General features: G+C 73.8%; 19 protein-coding genes. 17 read left to right on the top strand and 2 right to left on the bottom strand.

Translation table 11 applies throughout. The features are described from left to right. Positions 1-321 precede the first annotated feature (321 nt). Complete coding sequence (gene cimA / locus O7621_RS14375) at positions 322-1,926, top strand: citramalate synthase (RefSeq protein ID WP_282234416.1); 1,605 nt, start codon at positions 322-324, stop codon at positions 1,924-1,926. A gap of 55 nt (positions 1,927-1,981) precedes the next feature. Here the strand turns inward: cimA and O7621_RS14380 are convergent, their stop codons facing one another. Next, a complete protein-coding gene (locus O7621_RS14380; protein ID WP_282234417.1) occupies positions 1,982-2,989 on the bottom strand; it encodes an endonuclease/exonuclease/phosphatase family protein in 1,008 nt (335 codons plus the stop codon). Positions 2,990-3,195: 206 nt separating this feature from the next. Between O7621_RS14380 and O7621_RS14385 the strand changes: the two genes are divergently transcribed. From O7621_RS14385 to arfB, 5 genes are all read left to right on the top strand, one after another. Beyond that, the gene (locus O7621_RS14385; RefSeq protein ID WP_348775241.1) at positions 3,196-4,242 is read left to right on the top strand and encodes a MoxR family ATPase; all 1,047 of its coding nucleotides are present in this window, start codon (positions 3,196-3,198) and stop codon (positions 4,240-4,242) included. Continuing rightward, on the top strand, positions 4,239-5,243 hold the full coding sequence (locus tag O7621_RS14390) for a DUF58 domain-containing protein (protein WP_282229752.1): 1,005 nt from the start codon (positions 4,239-4,241) through the stop codon (positions 5,241-5,243). Before O7621_RS14385 ends, O7621_RS14390 begins: the two co-directional genes overlap by 4 nt. Next, entirely contained in the window at positions 5,243-6,205 is a 963-nt protein-coding gene (locus O7621_RS14395; protein ID WP_282229753.1) for a VWA domain-containing protein, read from the top strand. Before O7621_RS14390 ends, O7621_RS14395 begins: the two co-directional genes overlap by 1 nt. A gap of 78 nt (positions 6,206-6,283) precedes the next feature. Beyond that, entirely contained in the window at positions 6,284-7,180 is an 897-nt protein-coding gene (locus tag O7621_RS14400) for a trypsin-like peptidase domain-containing protein (protein ID WP_282229754.1), read from the top strand. 46 nt (positions 7,181-7,226) lie between these two features. Next, positions 7,227-7,655, top strand: a complete 429-nt coding sequence (arfB, locus tag O7621_RS14405; RefSeq protein ID WP_282229755.1) for an alternative ribosome rescue aminoacyl-tRNA hydrolase ArfB — start codon at positions 7,227-7,229, stop codon at positions 7,653-7,655. 33 nt (positions 7,656-7,688) lie between these two features. Here arfB and O7621_RS14410 read toward each other — a convergent pair whose 3' ends face one another. Further along, the gene (locus tag O7621_RS14410; RefSeq protein ID WP_282229756.1) at positions 7,689-9,164 is read right to left on the bottom strand and encodes a S8 family serine peptidase; all 1,476 of its coding nucleotides are present in this window, start codon (positions 9,162-9,164) and stop codon (positions 7,689-7,691) included. A gap of 345 nt (positions 9,165-9,509) precedes the next feature. Here O7621_RS14410 and O7621_RS14415 point away from each other — a divergent pair, with 345 nt between their 5' ends. The 11 genes from O7621_RS14415 to O7621_RS14465 all read left to right on the top strand — a co-directional run bounded on the left by O7621_RS14415 (position 9,510) and on the right by O7621_RS14465 (position 24,799). Then, complete coding sequence (locus O7621_RS14415; protein ID WP_282229757.1) at positions 9,510-13,031, top strand: diguanylate cyclase; 3,522 nt, start codon at positions 9,510-9,512, stop codon at positions 13,029-13,031. Then, positions 13,028-13,537 carry a hypothetical protein gene (locus O7621_RS14420; RefSeq protein WP_282229758.1) on the top strand — a complete coding sequence of 170 codons (510 nt, stop codon included), beginning with the start codon at positions 13,028-13,030 and terminating at the stop codon, positions 13,535-13,537. The genes O7621_RS14415 and O7621_RS14420 overlap by 4 nt, the downstream gene beginning before the upstream one ends. A gap of 51 nt (positions 13,538-13,588) precedes the next feature. After that, entirely contained in the window at positions 13,589-14,491 is a 903-nt protein-coding gene (locus O7621_RS14425) for a 3-methyladenine DNA glycosylase (protein WP_282229759.1), read from the top strand. Between the two features lie 193 nt (positions 14,492-14,684). Next, entirely contained in the window at positions 14,685-14,873 is a 189-nt protein-coding gene (locus O7621_RS14430) for a thiazolylpeptide-type bacteriocin (protein ID WP_278167721.1), read from the top strand. A 79-nt stretch (positions 14,874-14,952) separates the two neighbouring features. Next, complete coding sequence (locus O7621_RS14435; protein ID WP_282229760.1) at positions 14,953-15,141, top strand: thiazolylpeptide-type bacteriocin; 189 nt, start codon at positions 14,953-14,955, stop codon at positions 15,139-15,141. A 142-nt stretch (positions 15,142-15,283) separates the two neighbouring features. Further along, complete coding sequence (locus tag O7621_RS14440; protein ID WP_282229761.1) at positions 15,284-16,213, top strand: ABC transporter ATP-binding protein; 930 nt, start codon at positions 15,284-15,286, stop codon at positions 16,211-16,213. Between the two features lies 1 nt (position 16,214). Next, entirely contained in the window at positions 16,215-16,970 is a 756-nt protein-coding gene (locus tag O7621_RS14445; protein ID WP_282229762.1) for an ABC transporter permease, read from the top strand. Further along, positions 16,967-19,690 carry a lantibiotic dehydratase gene (locus O7621_RS14450; RefSeq protein ID WP_282229763.1) on the top strand — a complete coding sequence of 908 codons (2,724 nt, stop codon included), beginning with the start codon at positions 16,967-16,969 and terminating at the stop codon, positions 19,688-19,690. Before O7621_RS14445 ends, O7621_RS14450 begins: the two co-directional genes overlap by 4 nt. Next, positions 19,683-20,861 (top strand): lantibiotic dehydratase C-terminal domain-containing protein, encoded by a 1,179-nt coding sequence (locus tag O7621_RS14455; RefSeq protein ID WP_282229764.1) that lies wholly within the window; start codon positions 19,683-19,685, stop codon positions 20,859-20,861. The genes O7621_RS14450 and O7621_RS14455 overlap by 8 nt, the downstream gene beginning before the upstream one ends. Continuing rightward, on the top strand, positions 20,861-22,846 hold the full coding sequence (locus tag O7621_RS14460; protein ID WP_282229766.1) for a hypothetical protein: 1,986 nt from the start codon (positions 20,861-20,863) through the stop codon (positions 22,844-22,846). Before O7621_RS14455 ends, O7621_RS14460 begins: the two co-directional genes overlap by 1 nt. Positions 22,847-22,849: 3 nt before the next feature. Continuing rightward, the gene (locus O7621_RS14465) at positions 22,850-24,799 is read left to right on the top strand and encodes a TOMM precursor leader peptide-binding protein (RefSeq protein ID WP_282229767.1); all 1,950 of its coding nucleotides are present in this window, start codon (positions 22,850-22,852) and stop codon (positions 24,797-24,799) included. Position 24,800 lies beyond the last annotated feature (1 nt).

Genomic DNA, 24,800 nt, shown 5'->3' on the forward strand with positions numbered 1-24,800 from the left:
CGCTCGGCGGAACTGACTGCGTCGTCGTCCCAGGAATACCCATGGCGCTCGATCGGTACACCTGACCGCGGACGGTCCCACTTTCCCGCGATGTGGATTCGACTACCGGTCCGGGCGCGGTCAGTGGCAAAGTACCCTGCGTGACTCGCCTCGTACTCATTATTGGCAGCTAGCGCGCCCGGCAACCGTCCGCCGAGCGCGCAGACCTCCCGCATCCGCGGGGGGTCTTTTTCTTGGCCTTACGAGGTCGGCCGGACGAGCGGGTGAGGACGGCCCGGCGCGAGCAGCGGGTGGTACGGGACGTCCGTCGAAAGGATCGAGATGACTTTCCAGGTCTATGACACGACTCTGCGCGACGGTGCGCAGCGTGAGGGCATCAGCTACTCGGTGGTCGACAAACTCGCCGTCGCGCGGCTGCTGGACGACTTCGGCGTCGGCTTCATCGAGGGCGGCTGGCCCGGTGCGATGCCGAAGGACACCGAGTTCTTCCGCAGAGCCCGCACCGAACTCGACCTGCGGCACGCCGTACTCGTCGCGTTCGGTGCCACCCGCAAGGCCGGCGTCAAGGTCGCCGACGACCCGCAGGTCCGGGCCCTGCTGGACGCCGAGACGCCAGCGGTCTGCCTGGTCGCCAAGTCCGACATCCGGCACGTCGAGCGGGCGTTGCGCACCACCGGCGCGGAGAACCTGGCGATGGTCACCGACACGGTCGCGCACTTCGTCGCCGAGGGCCGGCGGGTCTTCCTCGACTGCGAGCACTTCTTCGACGGCTTCCGGCACGACCCGGCGTACACCGCCTCGGTGGTCAGCGCGGCGGCCGCCGCCGGCGCCGAGATCGTGGTGATGTGCGACACCAACGGCGGGATGCTGCCGTCGCAGATCGGCGCGGCGATCGCCGACCTGGTCGACCGGACCGGGCTGAGCGCCGACCGGCTCGGCATCCACTGCCAGAACGACACCTCCTGCGCGGTGGCCAACACCATCGCCGCCGTCGAGGCCGGCGTCCGGCACTTCCAGGGCACCGCCAACGGCTACGGCGAACGCCCCGGCAACGCCGACCTGTTCGCCGTCGTCGCCAACCTGCAACTCAAGCTCGGGCTGCCGGTCCTACCGGACGGCTGCCTGGAACAGATGGTGCGCGTCTCGCACGCCATCGCCGAGATCGCCAACATCGCCCCCGACACCCACCAGGCCTACGTCGGGGCCGCCGCCTTCGCCCACAAGGCGGGGCTGCACGCGAGTGCGATCAAAGTGGATCCGTTGCTGTACAACCACGTCGACCCGTCGGTCGTCGGCAACGACATGCGGATCCTGGTGACCGAGATGGCCGGCCGGGCCAGCATCGAGTTGAAGAGCCGCGAACTCGGTGTCGACCTGGCCGGCCATCCGGACGCGCTGTCGCGGGTCACCAAGCGGGTCAAGGAGCTGGAGGCCGGCGGCTGGTCCTTCGAAGCCGCCGACGCCTCGTTCGAGCTGCTGGTCCGCTCCGAGTTGGCGGCCGACACCGGTGCCGTCACCACCCGGCCGTTCGCCCTGGAGTCCTACCGGGTGCTCGTGGAGCACCGCGAGGACGGCGCGGTGGTCTCCGAGGCCACCGTCAAGGTCCGGGTACGCGGCGAGCGGGTGATCGCCACCGCCGAGGGCAACGGCCCGGTCAACGCCCTCGACGAGGCGTTGCGGGTGGCGCTGCGCAGCCACTACCCGGATCTGGCCGACTTCCGGTTGGCCGACTACAAGGTGCGGATCCTGGAAGGCAGCCAGGGCACCGGGGCGATCACCCGGGTGCTGGTGGAGACGGTCGACGGCAACGCCCGGGACTGGACCACCGTCGGGGTGCACGAGAACGTGGTCGAGGCCAGCTGGCACGCCCTGGTCGACGCGCTCACCTACGGACTGGCCCGCAGCCGGACCACCACCGGCGTCTGACCTGCCGGCCCGGGGCCACCGGTGACCTGCCCTGGCCCCGGGCGGGCGGTCCAGGTCAAGCGGCCGGCAGCACCAGCCCGGCGACGACCATCCGGTGGTCGCTGCCGGGCACCCGGTGCACGGTCACCGACCGCACCCCGATCCGGTCGTCCACCAGCACCCGGTCCAGCGTCACCGGCGGGATCGGGCTACCGCTGTACGGCCCCCAGGTGCCGACCAGCCCGTCGCCGGTCGCGTCGGCGGCGTCGACGTAGCCCGCCGCGATCAGCCGGCGCAGCGCCGCGTGGTCCAGGGTGGCGTTGAAGTCGCCGGCAAGGATTCGCGGCGGGCCCTGCGGGTCGGGGCGGGGCTGCCCGGCCAGGTCGGCCCGCCACGACGACAGGGTGTGCAGCGCGAACGGCGCCATCGGGTGCGCCGACTCGACCCGCACCGGCCCGCTGCCCGGCGGGCGGACCGTGCCGTACGACTGGGCGAAGCCGCCCACGTTACGCCGCACCCCGTCGTCGGTGACCGGCCAGCGCGCGTAGACCGCCGACCCGGTGGTTCCCACCTCCGGATCGGCCCGGCGGTACGGCAACAGGTCGCCGACGCCGAGCCGGTCCAGCTCGGCCTCAACCGCCGGAGTGAACTCCTGCATCGCCAGCACGTCCACCCGCTCCCGGCGCAGCAACTCCATCAGCACCGTCAGGTCAGCGGCTCCGGCCAGCAGGTTCGCCGTGGCGACCCGGACCGTGACCCCGTCGGCGGCGGTCGCGGCCCGGCCGCCGTCCGGCACCGCCCGGGGCAGCACCGCGACGGCCAACGACACCACCGCCAGCAGCGCGGCACCGCTGGCCCACCACCGCCGGGACCAGACCGCCACCGCCAGCGGGACAACCGTCCACGCCGCCACGTACGGGGTGAACGCGAGCAGCTGCACCAGCGGGCCGTACTCCCAGCCGGCCAGCCGCAGCACCGCCCAGAGCAGCCCCGGCAGCACCACCGGCCACACCAGCCAACCGGCCGGGCGGCGCCTGGTGCTGGCCGGGGGCTGCGGGGTGGGGCTGGTCTGCGGCGCGGTCACGCCGGAACGGTATCCGGTGTGTCCGATGTCGGACCTGCCAACCCGGTTCGGTGTCGGTCGTACCACCCCGGCCGGTCAATCACCCGGTCGGCGACGGATCCCGGCGTTAGAACGGCCCGATCCGGGGCACCCCTGCGCCGGCGCCGCAGTGGCCCCGCACCGTCGGGGCCGACCGGCGATTGGCGACCAGCGTCAAGGACGGTGCGATGACGACGACCGAGCCACAAGTCAGTACGGAACAGCCAGCCGACGCCGCTCCTGCCGCGGCCGCGCTGGAGCAGGCGCTGTTCGAGGTCAAACGGGTGATCGTCGGGCAGGACCGGTTGGTCGAGCGGCTGCTCACCGCGTTGCTCGCCAACGGACACTGTCTGCTGGAGGGCGTACCGGGGATCGCCAAGACCCTCGCGGCGCAGACCCTCGCGGTCGCCGTCGGCGGCAGCTTCTCCCGCATCCAGTTCACGCCCGACCTGGTGCCGTCCGACATCGTCGGCACCCGGATCTACCGGGCGTCGACCGAGTCGTTCGACATCGAGCTCGGACCGGTGATGGCGAACCTGGTGCTCGCCGACGAGATCAACCGGGCGCCGGCCAAGGTGCAGTCGGCGCTGCTCGAGGCGATGGCCGAGCGGCAGGTCTCGATCGGCGGCCGCAGCTACCCGGTGCCGGACCCGTTCCTGGTGCTGGCCACGCAGAACCCGATCGAGTCCGAGGGGGTCTATCAGCTTCCGGAGGCGCAACGGGACCGGTTCCTGATGAAGGTCGTGGTCGACTACCCGACCGACGAGGAGGAGCTCGGCATCCTCTACCGGATGGGGGTGGACCGCCCGCAGCCCCGCCAGGTGCTGGACGCGGCCACCCTGTGCGCGATGCAGCAGCAGGCCCGGGAGGTGTTCGTCCACCACGCGCTCGCCGAGTACATCGTCCGGCTGGTGCTGGCCACCCGCCGCCCGCAACTGTTCGGGCTGCCGGAGCTGACCGGGCTGCTGGCGTACGGTGCCAGCCCGCGCGCCACCCTCGGCCTGGTCGCCGCCGCCCGGGGCCTGGCACTGCTGCGCGGCCGCGACTACGTGCTGCCCGAGGATGTCCGGGAACTCGCCACCGACGTGCTCGCCCACCGGCTGGTGCTCTCCTTCGACGCGGTCGCGGACGGCGTCGACGCCGGGTCGATCGTCCGCCGGCTGATCCAGGTGGTCCCGCCGCCGCGGATCGCGCCGGCCCACGACCAGCGCCCCGGACTGGCGGCTGTCGCGTGACCGGCGACGGCCCACTCGGCCCGGCCACCCTGCCGGAGCTGACCCCACCGGCGACGCTGCGCCGGCTGGAGCTGACCGTGACCCGGCGGCTCGACGGCCTGCTGCACGGCCAGTACCTGGGTCTGCTGCCCGGCGCCGGCAGCGAACCCGCCGGCAGCCGGGAGTACCGGCCCGGTGAGGACGAGGTACGTCGGATGGACTGGGCGGTCACCGCCCGGACCACCGTGCCGCACGTCCGCGAGGTCGACGCCGACCGGGAGCTGACCTGCTGGCTGCTGGTCGACGGGACGGCCAGCATGGACTTCGGCACCGGTGAGCTGGAGAAGCGGGAACTGGCGGTGGCGGCGGTCGCCGCGATCGGCTTCCTGACCGCCGGCACCGGCAACGCGGTCGGGGCGCAGCTGATCGGGGCGGGCGGCATCCGCCGGTTCCCGGCCCGGACCGGCCGGGACCATCTGCTGCACCTGCTCCGTGCGCTGCTCGCGGCGCCCCGCGTACCGGCCGACCGGTCCGGCCGGGACGCGCCGCCGCCGCTGGCCGACGGGATCGACGGGCTCCGGCGGGCGGCCACCCGGCGCGGGCTGGCGGTGGTGGTCTCCGACTTCCTCGACGGACTGCCGGACGACCCGGCCGACCGGCCGGACTGGGAACGGCCGCTGCGCCGGCTCGCCGCCGGGCACCAGGTGCTGGCGATCGAGGTCACCGACCCCCGGGAACTCGACCTGCCCGACGTCGGGGTGATCACCGTCGAGGACCCGGAGACCGGCCGCCGCCGGGAGATCAGCACCGCCAGCCGGGACCTGCGGCGACGGTACGCCGAGGCCGCCGCCGAACAGCGTGACCAGGTGGCCGGGGCGATCCGCCGGGCCGGCGCGGCCCATCTGGCGCTGCGTACCGACCGGGACTGGGTGGCCGACATCGTCCGGCACGTGCACCGCCAACGGCAACTGGCCGGCTGCCCACCGGCCAGTTGCGCCCCGGTACCGGCAGGAGGACTCTGATGACCTGGCAGTCCCCGGAGCGGCTGTGGCTGCTCGCCGTGGTTGCCGCGCTGGCCGGCGGTTACCTGCTGATGCACCGGCGCGGTGCCCGGTACGCGGTCAGGTTCACCAACCTGCGGCTGCTGGACCGGGTGGCACCGCAGCGTCCGGCCTGGCGCCGGCATCTGCCGGCCGGCCTGTTCCTGGCGATGCTGGCGCTGCTGGTGGCCGGGTTCGCCCGGCCGATGGACGAGGTCCGGGTGCCCCGGGAACGGGCCACGGTGATGGTGGCGGTGGACGTGTCCACCTCCATGCTGGCCAACGACGTACGACCGGACCGGCTAAGCGCGGCCAAACGGTCGGCGCACGAGTTCGTCGGCGATCTGCCGGTGCAGTTCAACGTCGGTCTGGTGGCGTTTGCCGGCAACGCCTCGGTGCTGGTCGGGCCGGGCACCGACCGGGAGGCGCTGGGCGCCGGCATCGACCGGCTCGCTGAGGGGATCACCGGGGCCCAGGGCACCGCCATAGGTGAGGCGATCAAGACGTCGTTGGAGGCGATCCGGTCGCTGGACGCGCAGGCCGCCGAGGAGGTCCCGCCGGCCCGGATCGTGCTGCTGTCCGACGGGGCGAACACCTCCGGGCGGTCGCCGGAGTCGGCGGCGGCCGAGGCGGTGGAGGCCGGGATCCCGATCGACACCATTTCGGTCGGGACCGCCGCCGGATACATCGACTACGGCGGCGGCCGGCCGCTGCGGGTGCCGGTGGACGGCGAGAACCTCGAAGCGGTGGCCGAGTTGACCGGCGGCGCCTACCACGAGGCGGCCAGCAGCAGCCAGTTGAGCGCGGTCTACGCCGACATCGGCACCTCGGTCGGCTACCGGCTGGAGCTGGCCGACGTGTCGGCCCGGTTCATCGGATTCGGGCTGCTGCTCGCCGTGGCCGCCGCCGGGACCTCGCTGTTGTGGTTCTCCCGGCTGCCCTGACCCGCGCCACCTTCGACCCGAGCCCGACCCGCGTCACCCCCGCGCCAGAGCCGACCTGGACCTGTGGAGGAGGAGCCGATGACTGTGCCTACCGGGTTGGGTGAGCCGCGGGGCCCGTGGTTCGTCTCGCCGGACGCGGACCGTTGGCCGGGGCTGGACGGCTCCGGCGTACCGCCGGAACCGACCCCGCCGCGACGGTGGCGTCGCCGGCTGCTGACCGTCGCCGCGGTGCTCACCCTGTCGGCGGCGTCCGGCGGGTTGGCCGGCGCGGCGGTCGCCGGCTGGGGCGGCGACGCGGGACAGCCGGCGACGCTGCCGTCGCCGTCGACCACCCCCGGGGTGTCGCCGGACCTGGTGGCGGCGGCGGCCAAGGTGCTGCCCGGTGTGGTGTCGGTCCAGGTCGAACGGGGCAGCATGATCTCCGGTGGGTCCGGCTTCGCGATCGACGATCAGCATCACATCATCACCAACGACCACATCCTGGACGGCGACAGCGAACCGGGGACTCCGCTCAACGGCCACCAGGTCAGCGTCGTCGCCCAGGACGGTAGGCGGCTCGTCGCCGAGGTGGTCGGCCGGGACCCGGGCAGCGACATCGCGGTGCTGCGGGTGCCGTCGTCCGCCGGTCTTCGTCCGCTGGCTCTGGCCCAGCCCGGCGCCACCCAGGTCGGAGAGTCGGTCCTGGCGGTCGGCTCCCCGCTCGGCCTGTCCGGCACGGTCACCGCCGGGATCGTCAGCGCCCTGGACCGTGAGGTGATGCTCGGCAACGGCGGGCGGCAGACCGCGGTGCAGACCGACGCGTCGATCAACCCCGGCAACTCGGGCGGGCCGCTGGTCAACGTCGACGGCGAGGTGATCGGGGTGAACACCGCAATCGCCACGTTGGAGGGTGTCGGGTCGATCGGCATCGGCTTCGCCATCCCGATTCACCGGGCCGAGCAGACGGCCGACGAGATCATCCGGCGGGGCGGCTGACCACCGCCCAGGTGGTCGGCGCCGACGGCGGCGGTACTGTCGGATGATGGCGGCAGGCGAGATGCGGGTCACCGACTCGGTGGTGATTCCGGCGGGCGAGTTGACCGAGCGGTTCTCCCGTTCGTCGGGACCCGGCGGCCAGGGCGTCAACACGGCGGACTCGCGGGTCGAGCTGTCGTTCGACGTCGCCGGCTCGACCGCGTTGCCGCCGTGGCTGCGTCAGCGGGCGGTGCAGCGGCTGGCCAGTCGGTTGGTCGGCGGGGTGTTGACGGTCACCGCCAGCGAGCACCGCAACCAGTTGGCGAACCGGGCCGCGGCCCGGGACCGGTTGTCCGCGCTGCTGCGGGAGGCGATCGCGCCGCCGGCGCCGCCGCGTCGGCCGACCCGGCCGTCCCGGGCGGCGAAGGAACGGCGGATCAGCGACAAGAAACGCCGGGCGCAGACGAAGCGTCTGCGCCGCGGCGATCCTGACTGACCCGGTACGCGGCCGGTCAGCTACTCGGCCCGATCAGCACCAGCAGGCGTTGGCCCAGCTGTCGGTGGACCAGAAGTGCGAGCCCCAGTCGCCAGGCGTCCACGATCCGGTGGACCAGAAGTGGCTCGACCAGGCGGGGTCCACCCATGACCCGGAGCCGTCCCAGGACGGCGAGGTCCAGACCGCGCCACCCCAGGTGCGACTGGCCCAGGAGGTGCCGGTCCAGCCGTCCGCGGCCATCCGATGACCCAGCCAGACGCCGCCGGTCCAGGCGGTCCGGGCCGCGGACTGGCTGGCCCAGGCCGGGCTGCTGAACGGTCCGAAGATGCTCTGCTCGCCCTGCAGCGTCACGTTGTTGCGGACCACTCTGCTGGTGCCCCGGGACGCGTCGATCGGGCCGTGGCCGTCGGACCTGGTCCACTGCTGCGGCTGCCACACCGGGGTGTGGGTCAGTGCCGCGTTCAGGTTGATGCTGCGCAGGCCGAGGTTCGCGCCCCCGCCGGTGGGCAGGAAGGTGCCGCTCTCCACCAGCACCTGTTTGACCTCGTCGGCGGTGAGCCACGGCTTGGCCTGCAGCAGCAGCGCGGCGACGGCCGAGGTGACCGCGACGGCCTGCGAGGTGCCGGTGCCCCGGAACAGGGTGCTGCCGACCCGGGCGCCGGGATAATGGTTGTCGACGTTGGAGCCTGGGTTGCGCAGCGACAGCACCGATTCGCCGGGGGCCAGCAGATCCAGTTGCCGGCCGGCCGTGGCGAGGTTGGTGAACGGCGCGAGTTCGTCGTCGGCGGTCGTCAGCGTGCCCTTGGTCAGACTGGCGCCGACCGTGATGACGTACGGGTTGGTCGCCGGGTTGTCCAGCCGACCGAACCCGTTGCCGTCGTTGCCGGCGGCCGCCACGACCACGATCCCGGCGTGCCATGCCTGTTCGACGGCGAAGTGCAGCGGATCGGTCCAGAAGGCCGGGTTGCCGGCGGAGCCGTACGCCAGGTTCAGTACCCGGATCGGATGGGTGGGGTCGTGGTTGCGGTTGGCGACGATCCAGTCGACCGCCGCGATGACCTGTGAGACGTCGACCGCGCCGTTGGCCGTACCGACCTTGACCGAGGTCAGTTTCGCCTTGGGCGCCAGCCCGCGCGCGCCGCTGCTCGGATCGTCGCCGATCAGTACGCCGGCGAGGTGGGTGCCGTGCCCGTAGGTGTCGAGCCAGCGCAGATTTGTCGCCTGGGACTCGAAGGACAGGTCCGGGCCGTTGACCAGCCGGTTCGCCGGCAGGCCGGGGACCGGCACCACGCCGGTGTCGATCATCGCAATGCCGATCCCGGTGCCGTCCAGTGCCGCCGTCGCCGGGGTGTTCGCACCGACGATGCTGCGCACGTCGGCCAGCGAGGTGCCCTGGCCGATGCCGGGGGAGCCGTTCCACAGGCTGGCGAAGCCCCCGGCCGGTACCCCGTCCGGTGCGCCGGCCGGCCGCGCCGCCGGCCCGCCGGCCACGGTGGCGGCGAGCACCACGACCGTCGATAGTGCAGCGATTTGTTTTCGGTATCCGCGCTGTTCGCGTGCAGCGCTTATCGTCGGCACCGGTGCGATCCTCCTGACGAATAACAAGATCATGGCTACCGGTGAGTCCATCCGATAGGGACGCGTCCCCGGCACCACGGTGGACATGTTACGTAGCAGAAACCTCTCGGGTGAGAACGAACATCCTCCTATCGTGCAGGACGTGCGTCGGGCCGGTGGACTCCCCTGCCCGGTGACTGACGGATAGCATCCAATGCGGTGGTGCCGTACACAGAGGGCACCCGTTAACCATGCCGACACGCCCGTCGGCCCACCAGGTCGCGGCAGGCGGGTCCGGTGACCCGGTACGCCGGTGGTGACGAGGGCGGTGAGACGTACGACGTGGCGGCGACCGATCCGGTCACGGGAGCCCGTCAGCGCGCATCCCTTGAGCCATTTCTCAAACGCCAGTTGAGCCGGACGGGGCACCCCTGTGGGGTGTTCCTGTTCGACGTCGACTTCTTCAAGACCGTCAACGACGTCTACGGCCACCTGCGTGGCGACCGGGTGCTCCGCCAGCTCGCCGAGCGGGTACGCGCCACCTGCCGGCCGCAGGACCTGCTCTTCCGGTACGGCGGCGACGAGTTCGTCGTCGTCCTGCCGCAGACCGGGCGCGCCGAGGCGGTCCGGCTCGCCCTGCGGCTGACCGAACGGATCCGCAACACCGAGTTCTCCGGCGACCCGCCGCTGCATCTGACGGTCAGTCTCGGGGTGGCGACCGCCCCCGCGGACGGCACCACCGCCGAGCACCTGCTGGACCACGCGGACCGACGCAACTACCTCGCCAAACGGCGGGGACGCGACAGCGCGGTCGCCGACGACGTGGAGATCGCAGACGACACCGGATCCCGGCTTTGGGAACGCGACGAGGCGCTGCGCCGTACCCACGAGTTCCTGACCCGGCTGCAGGTGACCGGCCGTGGCTCGGCCCGGGTCCACGGGCAGCGCGGTGCCGGGCACACCCGTTTTCTCGCCGAGACCGCCCGGCTGGCCGCGTTGCGCGGGTTCGCCGTGGTCACGGTGCCACCCGAACCGGAGCCGCTGCCGCTGCCGGCCGTCGCCGACCAGGTTCTGCTGATCGCCGACCTCGCCGCCGTCGACCGGGTCCCACAGTTGCTGCGCGTCTGGTCCCGCCCGAGTCTGCTACCTGCCGTGCTCGGGCTGGTGCAGGCCAGCACCGAAACGGCCCGGCCGGCCCGGCCGCCCGGACCCGTCGGTGCCGGCGAACCGGTCACGGTGACCTGTCCCGGTCCGCTGCCCGGTGTCGGTCCGGGTGGGGTGCACCTGCCGGAGCTGGAGCAGATCGAGCTGACCCCGTGGTCGCCGGCGACGACCCGGATCTGGTTGCGGACCGCGCTGCGCGGCGAGCCCAGCCGAACCCTGGTGAACTGGTTCGTCCGGCAGACCGGCGGGCTACCGGCCGCCGCCGACCGGGAGCTCGACCGGGTGCGTAGCCGCCGTGGTCTGGTCGGCTCCGGCACCGGTAATTGGACATTGAGCCCGGACCTGCTCGGCCGGCCACGGCGCCGGGTGCGGCTGCCGGCCCCGCTGACCCCGCTGATCGGCCGGGACCGCGACGTCACCCGGATCGACGCGCTACTGGCGACCAGCCGGCTGGTCACTCTCGTCGGGGCCGGCGGGATCGGCAAGACCCGGCTGTCGCTGTCGGTGGCCGCGAGCCTCGCGGCCCGGTTCGACGACGGGGTGTGCTTCGTGGCGCTGGCCGCCAGCCGCACCGCGACGGAGGTGCTCACCGCGGTCGCCGCCGCGCTGGACGTGCCGGTGCGCGCCGGGCAGGCGGTGCTGGACGCGGTGGTCGACCACATCGCGGACAGCGAGTTGCTGCTGGTACTGGACAACCTGGAACAGGCGCTGGCCGCCGGCCCGCCATTGGGTCAGCTGCTGGCCGCCGCCGGTCGCGTTCGGGTGCTGGCCACCAGCCGGGAGCCGCTGGGTATCTACGGGGAACAGGTCTACCGGGTGCCGCCGCTGCCGCTGCCCCGGCTCGACAACCTGCCGCGCGGGGCGTCGGCCGCCGCCCGGGCGGTGGCGCAGCATCCGGCGATCGCCCTGTTCGACCAGCTCGCCCGGACGGCCGACGCAGACTTCAGGCTGACCGCAGACGTGCTGCCGGCGGTCGCCGAGCTGTGCCGGAGGCTGGACGGCCTGCCGCTGGCGATCGAGCTGGCCGCCGCGCGTACCGACCAGTTGAGCCCGGCGGCGCTGCTGGACCGGCTCGGCCCGCATCTGGACCTGCTCGGCCCCGGGCCACGCGACCGGCCGGCCCGCCAGCGGACCCTGCACGGCACCGTCGACTGGAGTTTCGGCCTGCTGGAGCCGGCGCACCGAGACGTCTTCACCGCGGCGGCCGTCTTCACCGCCGAGCCGACGGCAGCTGCCGTGGCCGCCGTCGCCGGGCTGGGGCCGGTGGCCGGGGCAGGGCCGGTGGCCGGGGCAGGGCCGGTGGCCGGCGCCGGCTCCTCGGCCGTCGACGACGTCGCCGAAGCATTGGAGGCGCTGGTCCGCAAGAGCCTGGTGGTGGTGGTGACCGGGCGGTCCGGCACCCGCCGGTACGCGATGCTGAACACCATCCAGGCCCGGGCCCGGCAGCTGTGCACCGCCGGGCAGCGGGCCCGGCAGCTGCGCAACCATCTGACGTACTGCGCCGGGCTGGCGGACCGGGCGGCCGCTGGAATGGCCGGGCCGGAGCAGAGCCGCTGGGCCGACGAGCTCGACCAGGAGTACCCGGACCTGCGGGCCGCGCTGGAGCATGCACTCGCCACCGACGACCTGGCCACCGCGACTCGGCTGTGCCTCGGGCTGTGGCGGTACTGGCGCAACGGCAACCAGATCCGTGATGGCCGACAGTGGCTCGACCGGCTGCTCTCCGCCCCTGCGCAGTTGGCCGTGGAGCACCGCCGCCAACTGCTCTATCCGGCGGCGGTACTGGCCGCCACCCAGGACGACACCGCCACCGCCGCCCGACTCGGCGGGGAGTGCCTGCGCCTCACCGAGCAGGCCGGCGACGCCGAAGGCGTCGCACAGGCCCGCAACATCCTCGGCGTCGCGGCGATGCTCGCTGGCCGGTACGACGAGGCCGGCGAACACTTCCGGTACGGCCTGGAGGTGTGGCGCGAGCTCGGGGCGAAGCCCGGCATGGCGATCGCGCTCGGCAACCTCGCCAAGGTCTGTCTGCGGGCCGGTGACATCGCCGACGCCGACTGGCACATCAACCAGTGCCTGGCGCTGGAGCGGGAGGCCGGCAACAGTCGCGGCGTACTGCTCGGGTTGACCTGTCTGGCCGAGATCCTGCTGGCCCGGCCGGACCCGGCCGGCGCGGCCGCCGTGGCCCGGGAAGCGCTCGACCTGGCCACCGGGCTGGGGGACCTGTTCGGCGAGGCGGTCGCGCTGCACCATCTGGGGCAGTGCGAGCTGGCCGGCGGGGACCGGCCGGCCGCGCTGCGGCTGTTCGTCGCGGCCCTGGAACGGCGGTTCGAGCTGGGGGACCGGGCGGACCTGTCCACCTCGTTGGAGACGGTGGCCGAGGTGACCGTCGACGACGATCCGGCCCTGGCGGTACGGATCCTCGCCGCGGTCGACTCGCTGCGGTACCGGTTCGGCCTGGTCGCGCCGGTGGCGGTGCAGCAGCGGCGGGACGCCGCACTGGCCGCCGCCCGGCGCGCGTTGAGCAGTGACTCGTTCGACGCCGCCTGGTACACGGGTGTGGCCACCCCGCTGGACCTGGTTGTCGACCAGGCACTGGACTGCGCACCGGAGGGACCCCGGGACCCGGCCACGGTGCTAGGGTCCCGGGGGTGATCGAAGCAGCTGTCCACCTTGCCGCCCAACCCCGTCTCGACACCCTGGTCACCGAGTGGCGTTCCGAGGCGCAGCGGCTGCGTACCGACTATGCCGGCACTGCGTGGCTCGGTGACCGCCCGGCGGACGACACCGGCCTGGCCGGCCCCGACTACACCCGCCGTGGCGTGGACGTGCAGCTGTTCCTGCCGGACACCCACTGGTACGCGGTCGACGCCCTGGACGACGTGGAGATCCAGGTGACCGGCGGGCTGGTGCAGGTGGCCGCCACCGCCCGGCAGACCCAGGGGCTGGTCGGCGCGCTCGCCGCACCGACGGTGGACTTCTTCGAGCACCCCGAGGGCGAGCCCGGTGTCGGGATCTGCCTGTCCCTGCGCGGCGAGATCTGGTCCAACCTGGGGCTGTCGTACCGGGTGAGTGTGCTCTGCCGGCCGGACGCGGTACTGCGGGCCGGCGGGCGGGCCGACGACGAGCCGGCCGACGACGAGCCGGCCGACGGGGACTGACCGGGCCGGACCTGGCGGGTCGGCCTACCCGGGTCGGCCTACGCTGGTCGGGTGGTGACCGACACCCTGCTCGACCGGGCCACCTGGACCCGGCGCCGCGACGCGCACGCCGAGCGCGTCGACCGGCTGGTGGGCGGGCACCTGGAGCGCCGCCGCCGGGGCGAGTCGCATCCGGTCGCGGACTTCCTGTTCACCTACTACGCGTACCGGCCGGCGCAGCTGCGTCGCTGGCATCCGGGGGCGGGGGTACGGCTCGCCGACACCGAGCCGGCACAGTGGGGCCGGGACTACCGGGCGGTCCCGGGTGGTGACGGGATGGCGGTCACCGTGGACACCGCCGGGCTGCTGGCCCGGCGCGGCGAGTTCGTGACCTGGGTACGGGACCTGCTGGCCCGGACCGCGACCCGGCCGGCGCACCTGGGCTGCTTCGGCCTGCACGAGTGGGCGATGGTCTACCGGCAGCCGGCCGACGAGGTGCGCCATCACCGGTGGCCGCTGCGGATGAGTCCGGCCGGCCTCGCCGAGTTCGTCGACGGTCAGCGGATCCGGTGCAGCCATTTCGACGCGTACCGATTCTTTACGCCAGCGGCCCGGCCGCTGAACCTGCTTTCCCCGCAGCGCTCCAACCAGGCCGACTTCGAACAACCGGGCTGCCTGCATGCCAACATGGATCTCTACAAGTGGTCCTTTCGGTTGAGTCCGCTGGTCCCCGGTGAACTGGTGGTGGACTGCTTCGAGTTGGCCCGTGACATCCGGGACCTGGACATGCGGGCCAGTCCGTACGACCTGCGGGAGTTGGGCTATCCGCCGGTGCGGATCGAGACCGCGGCGGGTCGGGCCGAGTACGCGACGGTGCAGCGGGATTTCGCCGAGCGGGCTGCGGTACTGCGGGGCCGCCTGTTGCGGTGTATCGCCCGATTCGATGGGTTTGGTCAGTCGGATCAGCTGAGCTGACATTTCCGACTCACCATCAACTTTCTGTGCCAATCGTGGCCGCCTGCTGACCGCTGCCCTAATTCAGTCAACTCCAATGGTTGACCGGACCTAGACGTTCAACTAATCTCAAGCGAAGCAACAAGCTAGAACGTCAGGTGGAAGTCAAGGAGCGGCCCAGCGAACGGCTCCCGGGCCGACAAGGAGGTGCGCGATGTTGGCGGAACTGTCGACGTCCTGGGATGCCACCCAGGACTACGACCTGGACATCGACGTGGACGGGCTGGACCTCGGGCCACTCACCGTCACCGCGATGCGGGACTCGGTGGCACTGCCCGAGACCGGAGCGTCCTCGGCCGGCGACGGCGGTCGGGCCTCCTGCTCCTGCTGCTACGTCACCTGATCCACCGGTGCCACCGTCGGCACCGGTCACCGACGTCCTCGCCGACCGCGAGGCGAACCTCTCCCGAAAGGTGCATCACATGTCCGACGAAATCATCGACGTCGAAGACCTCGAGCTGGACGAACTGTCGGTCAGCTCCATCCGCGACTCGGCCGCGCTGCCCGAGACCGGTGCCTCCTCCGGCTCGTCGAGCTGCAGCTCCAGCTCCTGCTGCGGCGCCAGCTCGTGCTGCGCCTCCTGCGCCGACTCCCTGGAGCCGACGGTCTGACGCCAACCACCGCCCCGACCGAGGGCACCACCGGCAGTGTCAGGGATTGCCGGTAGCCGAGGCCGGGCGAATCACGTCAGTTCGATCGGGCGGAGGGGGCGCACCGCGCCCCCTCCGCCCGTCACATGCCTAAGGAGTGCTCGTGGAAGTCTTCGCCCGTCTCGACAGCGTCACCAAGACGTACGGCAAAGTGGTCGCGCTCGACGCGGTCTCCCTCGTGGTGCCCACCGGGGTCACCGCCGTGCTCGGCCCCAACGGTGCCGGCAAGTCCACCATGATCGAAATTCTCGCTGGCCTGCGCCGCCCCGGCTCGGGTCGGGTCGAGGTGCTCGGCGGGGATCCCGCCGACGTACGGATCAAGGGCCGCCTCGGCCTCACCCCGCAGCGCACCGCCCTGCCCTGGCGGCTCACCGTCGCCGAGACCCTCGCCCTGGTCGCCGCCCACTACCCGGACCCGGTGCCCCGCGCCGACCTGGTCGAGCAGCTTGGCCTCGGCCCGTTCCTGACCAAGCGGTGCGGCAGCCTCTCCGGCGGCCAGCGCCGCCGGGTCGCCCTGGCCACCGCCCTGGTCGGTCGCCCCGAACTACTCTTCCTCGACGAGCCGACCACCGGCCTGGACGCCGACAGCCGCGACGGACTGTGGACGGCGATCGCCGCCGTCGCCGCCGGCGGCAGCGCGGTGCTGCTCACCACCCACGACATGGCCGAGGCCGAACACCTCGCCGAACAGGTCGTGGTGGTCACCGGCGGGCAGATCGCCCGCACCGGTGCGGTGGCCGAGGTGGTCGCCGAGGTCGGGTTGCACCTGGTCGACATCGAGGTGACCGGCGCGCTGCCGCCGATCGCCGTCTCCGGCCCCGCTGACCGGGTGGAGACCGTCGGCAACCGGACCCACATCTACACCGCCGACCCGGACGCCACCGTCCGGGCACTGGTCCGCGCCGAGGTGCCGTTCACCGGAATCCGGGTCGAACGGGTCGGCCTGGAGGAAGCGATCCGCACGATCAGCCGGTCCACCGACCCGGGTGCCGTCACCCGGCCCGGGATCCGCGTTGCCGAGAAGGTGGCCTGACATGCGCTACGTCCTGCTGCACGCCCGCGCGCACGCCCTCGACACGCTGCGGATGCCCGCCTACTGGGCCCCCGCGCTGGGCTTCCCGCTGGTCTTCTTCCTGCTGTTCGGGCTGGTCAACGCCAACCGCTTCGCCGACCTCGGGCTGGGCAGCGAGTACGCGATCACCCCGTTCCTGCTCTACACCACGCTCAACGTCACGGTCGCCTCGCTCGCCGCCGGCGTCGCCGCCGACCGGGAGAACCCGTGGGAGCAGCGGCTGCGGCTGCTGCCGCTGTCCCCGCTGACCCGGTTCGCCGGCCGCCTGGTCTACGTTCTCGGCTTCAACGTGGTCAGCTGGATTCCGCTGCTGGTCGTCGCCGCGTTTACCACCGACCTGCGCCTGCCGCTGGCTGCCTGGCCGGTCTGGCTCGGCGCGGTGGTGCTCGGCGCCGTCCCGTTCGGCCTGCTCGGCATGGCGATCGGCTACCGGTTCGCCCCGCAGCCGGCGATGATGCTGGCCAACCTGCTGTTCATGCTGCTGGCGTTCTTCGGTGGGCTGTTCGTGCCGATCGATTTCCTGCCGTCGGCGCTGCACGCCGTGGTGCCCTACGTGCCCACCTACCAGTACCAGTACTTCGTGCTGGCGCTGATCGACCGGGCCGACCATCTGATCGGGCCGAGCTGGATCACTTTCCTACTGCTGGGCTGGACGGCGCTGTTCGCCCTGCTCGCCCGCGCCGCGTTCCGGCGCGACGAGGGGGTGCGGTACGGATGAGCGAGGCCGCCGTCGTCCCGGCCACCGCCGACCGGCGGCCGGCGACCGACCCCACCCTGGCACCGTACGCGCTGGTCCGGCTGGCCGCGCTGCCGTACCCACCGACCCCGGACGGTGCCCGCGAGTTCCGTGCCGCGCTGCGCCGGCTGGTCGAACTGCGGTCGCGGATCACCGAGCTTGCCCCCCGGCTCGCCGACGCGCTCTACGCCAGCGCCGACGGACACCCGGCCGACTTCCACCGCAAGGCGGTGCTGCCGCTGCGCCGCGACGTGCACAACGGACGGCTGCCCCGGCCGGACCGGGTCGCCGAACTCGGCGGCCTGCTCGACCGGGTGCCCGATCTGCCGGCCTGGCTGGCCGTCATGCGCCAGGCCGCGCAGGTGCGGGCCGAGCTCGGTGAGCTGGCCGCCGGCGCGCTCGGCGCGGAGCGTGCCGCGCTCGCCGAGGTCTGCGCCGCCGAACCACTGCGTCGCGCGGTCACCCTCACCGGTGCGGACCTGCTGCGCGGGATCGACCGGGCGGCCGCCGGCGGGGCCAACCCGGACAGCCGGGCCCGCAAGTCCGAACCCAACGCGCTGCGCTACGCGCTGCGGGCCACCGCGAAGACCAGCCCGCTGTCCTGGTTCACCTACGTCGCCTGGGGCACCTGGACCGGGGCGTCAGCACCGGCCGACGGTGCGGCACCGGCCACTGGTGCCGCACCGGCTGACGGCGCCACGGTCCTAGCCGCTGTCGGGGACCCGATGTCCTCGGCCGGCGGGCAGCCGGTGGCCGTCGCCCAGGCCAACCGGACCCTGCTGGCCCGGCTGCTCGCCGCGGTGATCGCCGACCCCGGGCTGCGCGACACGGTGCCGCACCGGCTGGCCGCCGCGATCACCGTCACCGGTGACCAGCTGACGTTCCGCCGGGACCGCCCGGTGCAGGGCGTCGACCGGGTCATCTCGGTGCTGGAGGAGGAGGTGTCGCTGGCCTGCACCGGACCGCTGCGGCTGCTGCTCGACCGGACCCGGGCCGCCGGGCCGGCCGGCATCACCCCCGGCGACCTGGTCGCCGAACTGGCCCGCCGGCTGCCCGGCGGCCCGCCGCGCACCACCGCCGCCGCGACCCGCTACGTCGGGCAGGTGCTCGCCGCCGGGCTGCTGCTCGCCGTCGAACCCGTCGACCCGCAGGACCCGAAGGCCGTACGGCACCTCGCCGACTGGCTGGACCGGCAGCACCGGGGCGAGCTGGCCGACCTGCTCATCGCGATCGACGAGCAGACCAGCGGCTTCGGAACCGTCCCGGCCGGCGACCGGGCCGCCGCCCTGGGCCGGCTGCGCGACACCTGGCGGTCGGCGTACCAGACGGTGGGGTTGCCCTGGTACGACGCACCGGTACTGGCTGAGGACGTGGCGCTGCGCGAACCGGTGCGGCTGGGCCGGCGCCACGGGCGCGCCGCCGCCGACCGGCTGCCCCGCCTGGCCGGGCTGGTCGAGCTGTTCGACCAGTACCTGCCGCTGCGTCGGCTGGTCCGGGACCGCTTCGTCGCCCGGTACGGCGTGGGCGGACGCTGCGAGCGCGCCGCCGACTTCTCCACCGAGATGAGTCAGGTGTGGCGGGCGTACAACCTGGTCTCGCCGTCCGGGGCGATCAACCCCGACCCCGAGTTCGCCGACCTGGTCACCCCGGCGCTGCGGGAGCTGGCCGACACCCGGGCCGGGCTGCTGGCCCGGATCCGGGCGGCGGCGCCGACCGACGCGGTCGAGTTCAGCCTGCCCGAGGAGATCGTCCGGGACGCCGCCGCGGCGCTGCCGGCCTGGGTCAGCGCCCGGCCCGCCTCGTACGCGTTCTTCGTCCAGCCGGCCCGCCGCGACGGCGACGACCTGCTGGTGCTCAACCACGTGTACGCCGGCTGGGGCCGGTTCACCAGCCGGTTCCTGGACCTGGTGGCGCCGCAGGCGAAGACGCAGCTGGCCGCTCAGATCCGGGCCACCGCCGGGCGGCACGCCCAGGTGGCCCAGTTCCGCCCGGTCACCGGATTCAACGCCAACCTGCACCCGTTGCTGGTCGACCACGAGGTGGGTGAGGACGGCCGGTGGGCCGACCTGCTCGCCGACCGGGTCGGGCTGCGCCACGACCCGGTCACCGATCAGGTGCGGCTGGTCCGCGACGACACCGGAGCCGACCTGGACGTGCTCTACCTCGGGTTCCTCGTCCCGTTCGTGATGCCGGACCGGACCGTACCGTTGCACTTCGACCTCAGCAGCGGACTGGTCGGCCCCGGCCTGCTGGCGCCGACCGGCGAGCTGGCCGGTGCCCGGCACCGGACCCGGCTGCGCTACCACGACCTGGTGCTCAGCCGCCGGTCCTGGACGTTGCCGACCGACGCCGCCGGGCGGCTGCGCGCCGACCTGGACGGCGACGGCGACGTGCCGTTCGACGCGGTGAGCAGCTGGCGGGCCCGGCTCGGCCTGCCCGCCGAGGTGTTCGTCGCCGCCGCCGGGGTGGACGTGCGCGGCGGCCCGGACGACTACCAGCGCTACCTGTCGCTGCCCAAGCCGCAGTACGTCGACCTGGACAACGCCCTGCACCTGCGGAACCTGCCCCGGCTGCTGAGCCGCCACGACGGGCCGGTGCGCATCGAGGAGGCGCTGCCGGTGCCGGGGACAGGCAGCCCGCACGGGCGGGTCGTCGAGCTGGTCGCCGAAACCTATCGGAAGGGGTGGGGCGGCCATGACTGACGCCCTCGACATCGTCAGCTACTACTATTCGCCGACCAAGCTGCCGCTGCTGCGCTCGGCGGTGCTGCCGGCCGCCCGGTGGGCCGCCGACCAGGGGGTCGCCGTACACCTGGAACGGCACTGGCTGCACGGCCCGCACCTGCGGATCCGGCTGGCCCGCCGCGACCAGGGCGATCCGGCGGACCTGGCGGTGGTCGCCGCCGCCGTCGCCCACCGGCTGCGTGGGCACCTCGCCGAGCGGCCCAGCACCGAGCAGATCAGCGTCGCCGACCTGCTGGCGCAGGCCGAACAGGCCGGCCGGATCGAACTGGTGCCGCCGCCGTACCAGCCGATCCACCCGGACAACACGGTCCGCGTCGAGCCGGTGGACGACACCGCCATGGCCACCCTGTTCGGCTCCGCCGAGGCCGTCGAGTGCCGCGCCGAGCTGCTGCGCCTCGGGGTGCCGGCGGTCACCGCCGCCGCCGACCGGTTGGCCGCCGCCGGTGCCGGTGCCGCCGCCCGGGTGCGGACCTGCCTGACCGCGATGGCGCTGCACGCCAGCCGCTACCCGCTCGGGCTCGGCAACGGCCACCAGTCGTTCCTGTCGCACCTGGAGGAGTTCCTGGTGCTCAACGACCCGGACGGCCGGGTACGGGCGGCGTTCGACGCCCAGTGGCGGCGCTCGGCCGACTCGGCGACCGCACTGGTCGCCCGGCTGGCCGCGCCGACGGACGCGCAGGCGCCGGGACCGGAGTCGGGGCTGGACCCGGCCGAACGCGGGTGGGAACAGTGGACGGTGTCCGCCGCCGAGGTGACCGGGGCCGCGTACCAGCGCGGCGAACTGCCCCGGGTGCCGGCGTTCAGCTACCTTGACCGGGCCGAGCAGATCGGCGACCCGGACACGGTGCGCCGCTGGCATCCGGACCGGACCGAGTACAGCGAGTACCACCAGCTGCTGCGGCAGATCGACTTCGACCGGGTTCCGTACGAGCGGGAGTTCGTCACCTACCGGTTCGCCACCAACGTGCTGTACCTGCTGCTCGGCCTGCTGGACGTCCGGCCGACCGAGCGCTATCTCGCCGCCTACCTGCTGAGCCGGGCAGCGGAGCGGATCACCGGGGTCACCTGGCAGGAACGGATCAACGGCTACCTGACCAGCCTGGCCGCGACCGCACAGGAGGTGGCGTGATGAGCCCGCGACCCTCGACCGCCGAAGCTGGTTCCGCCGACCGCACCGTGACCGCCCCCGCCGTGGCCGAACGCGTTGTGGCCCACCCCGCCGTGCCGTCGGCGGCGGAGATCGTCGTACGGCTGCGGCCGGTGGTGTTCGCCACCCCGACCGCCACCGGGGTGCACGTACGCGGCTGGTCGTCGAGCTTCACCGTCAGCGGCGGCGGCGGGGTGTGGAAGGTGTGGCAGGTCCTCGCCCGACACCTGGCCGGTGGGCTGACCCCGCAGCGGCTGGCACAGCCGGCCGGACGGCCCGAGGCGGACCGGGTCATCCGACTGCTCCTCGACCAACTGCGGGAACACGACATGCTGGTCGAGGTGCCGGCCGGCTGGGGCGACTTGGAGGAACCAGATCTGCCGCCGGCCGACCTGGCGCGCTGGCTGGAGTCGGTGGCCGCCGACCCGGCGGCGGCCTGGCAGCGACTGCGGTCGACCACGGTCACCGTCGCCGGCACCGGTCCGGTGGCGACGTCGGCGGCCCGCACGCTGACCGGCGCCGGCCTGGCCGTCGACCCGGTCGGCGACCCGACCACCCAGGACACCGTGGTACGGGCCGGCGAGGCGGCGGTCGCGGCCCGCTGCCTGCCGGAGATCGGGTACGTGACCCCGGTCGACCGGCCGGACCAGGCGCTGACCCACGGCGCCGCGGTCGCGGCCCGACTGTCCCGCGAGACCGGCCCGGCGCTGGCGGACGGGCCGGTGGCACCGGCGCTGGCCGCGCTGATCGGGGCCGCCGCGGCGCACCGCATCGTCTGCGCCGTCGCCGGTCTGCCCGACCCGGCCGAGGAGGCGGCCACCCTGCCCGGCGGCGAACCGGCCGCACCCGGGCCGTACTACCCGTCGGTCCTGGTCGCCCGGCTCGACCCGGTCCGGGCCACGTACCACCCGTGGCTGCCGGCCGCCCAGGTGCCGCTCGGCGGGCCGGCCGACATCGACTCGGTCGGGCTGCGGCTGGCCGCGTTGAGCGACCCGGAGCTCGGCGTACTGCCGCCGGCGGTCCCCGGCGACCTGCCGCAACTGCCGGCGATGCTGGCCCTGGCCGGCCCGGCGCTGGGGGTCGCGGCCACCGCCGACGCCGCCCGGGTCGACGCCACCCTGCGGTACGCCGAGACCGTCCTCGGTCTCGGCGCACCGCGCGGCGACGGCGATGCGCGGGACGCCGGTGCCGAGGACGGTGCCGGGTCAGCGGCCCGCTGGACGGAGACGGCCGCGATCGGCGTTGACGCCCGGCACGCCAGCGGGGCGGCGCTGCGCCGGCTGGTACACGCCGTACACAGCCGGCTCGACACGGACCCGGTGCCGGAGGCCGAGTGGGCCGGCGAACCGGCGGCGCGCCGCTGGTGGAAGGCGCTCACCCTGCGGTTCGCCGTACCGGCGCGGGTGGTGGCCCGCCGGTTGCCGGCCGGTGCGGTACACGCCGAGATCGTCACCGCCGCCGGGCCGCTGGCCTGGGCGGTGGAGGCCACCGCCGCCGACGCGGTGGCGATGGCGGCGCTGGCCGCCACCGGCGTCGCCCAGGCCCGGGCCGCCGGCGTCGAGGTGCCGGTCGGGCCGGCTAGCCTGACCGGCGCGGCGCCGACCTGGCGGCCGGCCGACCAGCACCTGGCACCGTGGACGGACGACAGTTGGTACTGGCCGGCCGGGGTGATCGACAACGAGGAGCGGTTGCAGGCAGCGCTGCGGGCCGCGCTCACCGCCGACGGCGCGACCCTGACCGGGCGACCGGTGGTGCCGGTCACCGCCGATACCGGTCCCGCCGTTGCGGGTCACGACGCCGGCCCCGATGCCGACTCGGTCGGCCACGCGCTGGCCGTCACCGGTTTCGCGGCGCAGGGCTTCCGGTGGACGGTTTGCGCCACCGACGCCGCTGCCACCGACGCCGCTGCCACCGGCACCGCTGACTCCGGCACTGCCGACTCCGCCACCGCGAGCCGAGGAGCCTGAACCATGTCGACCCGTACCGTTGCGACCCCGACTGACGATCTCGCGGCGGCGCTGGCCGCCGCCGGTCACCCGGCCGTCCCGGTGCTGGACGCCGCGACAGCGCTGGAGGCCGTGACGGCCCCAGACGGCACCGGCGGTCGGACCGTGGTCGTCCTGCTGGACCACTGGACACCGGCACTTGCCGCGCAGCTGAGCAGCCGGGCCTGGGAGACCGCCGCGACGGTCGTCCCGGTGCGCCTCGACGGCGGCCTGGTGCTGGTCGGTCCGGTGCTGCGGCCCCGCGCCGGCACCTGCCTGGCCTGCGCCGAGCAGGCCCGACTGCGGGTGTTCGGGCCGGGCGTGCCGAGCCGGGACCCGCAGCTGCGGCAGGGCGGCGTCATCCCGCCGAGCCTGCTGCCGATGGTGGCCGGCGCGGTCGGCGACGCGCTGACCGACCCGGGCCGGTTGGACGCGACGGTGGTGGCGATCCGCACCGACCACGCCACCGTCAGCAGCCACCGGGTCCGGCCCCGCCGGCAGGGCTGCCGGATCTGCCGGCCGGTGCCGTTGGACACCCCGCACGGTGCCGAGGTGCCGCTGACCGCCGCGCCGACCGGCGACCCGTACTCGCTGCGCGGCGACAACCCGCGGACCAGCCGGGCCGCGTTGCGCGCCGAACTGTTCGACTGGCGGCACGGGCCGGTCGCCCACATGATCCGTACCGAACGGTCGCCGATGGCGCTGAGCACCAGCGAACTGGCCAGCGACACGGCGGTCCGCGAGGCCGGCTACGGCCGGGCCCGCAGCTTCGCCGACTCGGAGCGGATCGCTCTGTTCGAGGCGGTCGAACGGGCCACCGGGATGCGGCCGCACCGGCGGCGTACCGCCGTCGAAGCGGCCTTCGCCGACCTCGGCCCGGACCGGGCGGTCGACCCGGTCCGGCTCGGCCTGCACGACCCGGCGCACTACGACCACCCGGCGTTCCGGATGGTGCCGTACACGCCGCAGACCCGGGTCCGCTGGGTGCACGGCTGGTCGCTGGGCCGCCGCCGCCCGGTACTGGTGCCCGAACACGTCGCCTACTGGGGACTGCACCGCAGCGACGGCCCCCGGTTCCTCTATGAGAGCTCGAACGGCTGCGGGCTGGGCAACAGCGCCGTCGAGGCCGCGCTGTACGGCATGTACGAGGTCGCTGAACGGGACGCGTTCCTGATGGCCTGGTACGCGCGGACCCCGCTGCGGCCGGTCGCCGTCCCCGACGACGACCCGGTGCTGCCGCACCTGGTCGACCGGCTCGACACGGTCGGCTACGACCTGCTGTTCTTCGACGCCACCAACGACCTCGGGGTGCCGACCGTGCTGGCCCTGGTGCTGCACCGCGACCCGACCAGCGGCGCCCCGCAGGCGTTCTTCGCCGCCGGCGCCCACCCGGACCCCCGGTCGGCGCTGCGGTCGGCGGCGGCCGAGGCGGTGGTCGACGTGTTCAGCCTGCCCGAGGTGGCCCGCAACAAACCCGGCCATCTGGACCCGGACCGGCTGCAGGCGATGTTCGACGACCCCCGGCTGGTCACCGGCCTGGAGGAGCACGTCGCGGTGAACACCCTGCCGCAGGCCCGGCAGCGGTACGAGTTCCTGCTCACCGGCGACGCGCCGGCGCACTGGCGGGACGTCTGGCCGGACCGACCGGCCCCGGTGACCGACCTCGCGGTGCTGCTCGGCGAGACCGTCGAGCGGTGGGCAACCCACGGCCTGGAGACGATCGTGGTGGACCAGACCGACCCGGCGACCCGGGACCGGCTGGGACTGCACTCGGCGAAGGTGATCGTCCCCGGCACGTTGCCGATGACGTTCGGCCACGTGCACCACCGCACCCGGGACCTGGACCGGCTGCTGCGGGTCCCGGCCCAGCTGGGCCGGCTGCCGTCCCCGCTTGACTACTCCGACCTGCCCCTCTACCCGCACCCGTTCCCGTGAG

Origin of the sequence: Solwaraspora sp. WMMD937, from assembly GCF_029581175.1 — a bacterium.
In the GTDB taxonomy this organism is placed as follows: Bacteria; Actinomycetota; Actinomycetes; order Mycobacteriales; family Micromonosporaceae; genus Micromonospora_E.

Excerpts from the sequence above, each read along its gene's own strand:
- cimA (WP_282234416.1), top strand. The coding sequence starts at position 322 with ATGACTTTCCAGGTCTATGACACGACTCTGCGCGACGGTGCGCAGCGT.
- O7621_RS14385 (WP_348775241.1), top strand. The coding sequence starts at position 3,196 with ATGACGACGACCGAGCCACAAGTCAGTACGGAACAGCCAGCCGACGCC.
- O7621_RS14395 (WP_282229753.1), top strand. The coding sequence starts at position 5,243 with ATGACCTGGCAGTCCCCGGAGCGGCTGTGGCTGCTCGCCGTGGTTGCC.
- O7621_RS14400 (WP_282229754.1), top strand. The coding sequence starts at position 6,284 with ATGACTGTGCCTACCGGGTTGGGTGAGCCGCGGGGCCCGTGGTTCGTC.
- arfB (WP_282229755.1), top strand. The coding sequence starts at position 7,227 with ATGGCGGCAGGCGAGATGCGGGTCACCGACTCGGTGGTGATTCCGGCG.
- O7621_RS14430 (WP_278167721.1), top strand. The coding sequence starts at position 14,685 with ATGTTGGCGGAACTGTCGACGTCCTGGGATGCCACCCAGGACTACGAC.
- O7621_RS14435 (WP_282229760.1), top strand. The coding sequence starts at position 14,953 with ATGTCCGACGAAATCATCGACGTCGAAGACCTCGAGCTGGACGAACTG.
- O7621_RS14445 (WP_282229762.1), top strand. The coding sequence starts at position 16,215 with ATGCGCTACGTCCTGCTGCACGCCCGCGCGCACGCCCTCGACACGCTG.
- O7621_RS14450 (WP_282229763.1), top strand. The coding sequence starts at position 16,967 with ATGAGCGAGGCCGCCGTCGTCCCGGCCACCGCCGACCGGCGGCCGGCG.
- O7621_RS14455 (WP_282229764.1), top strand. The coding sequence starts at position 19,683 with ATGACTGACGCCCTCGACATCGTCAGCTACTACTATTCGCCGACCAAG.
- O7621_RS14460 (WP_282229766.1), top strand. The coding sequence starts at position 20,861 with ATGAGCCCGCGACCCTCGACCGCCGAAGCTGGTTCCGCCGACCGCACC.
- O7621_RS14465 (WP_282229767.1), top strand. The coding sequence starts at position 22,850 with ATGTCGACCCGTACCGTTGCGACCCCGACTGACGATCTCGCGGCGGCG.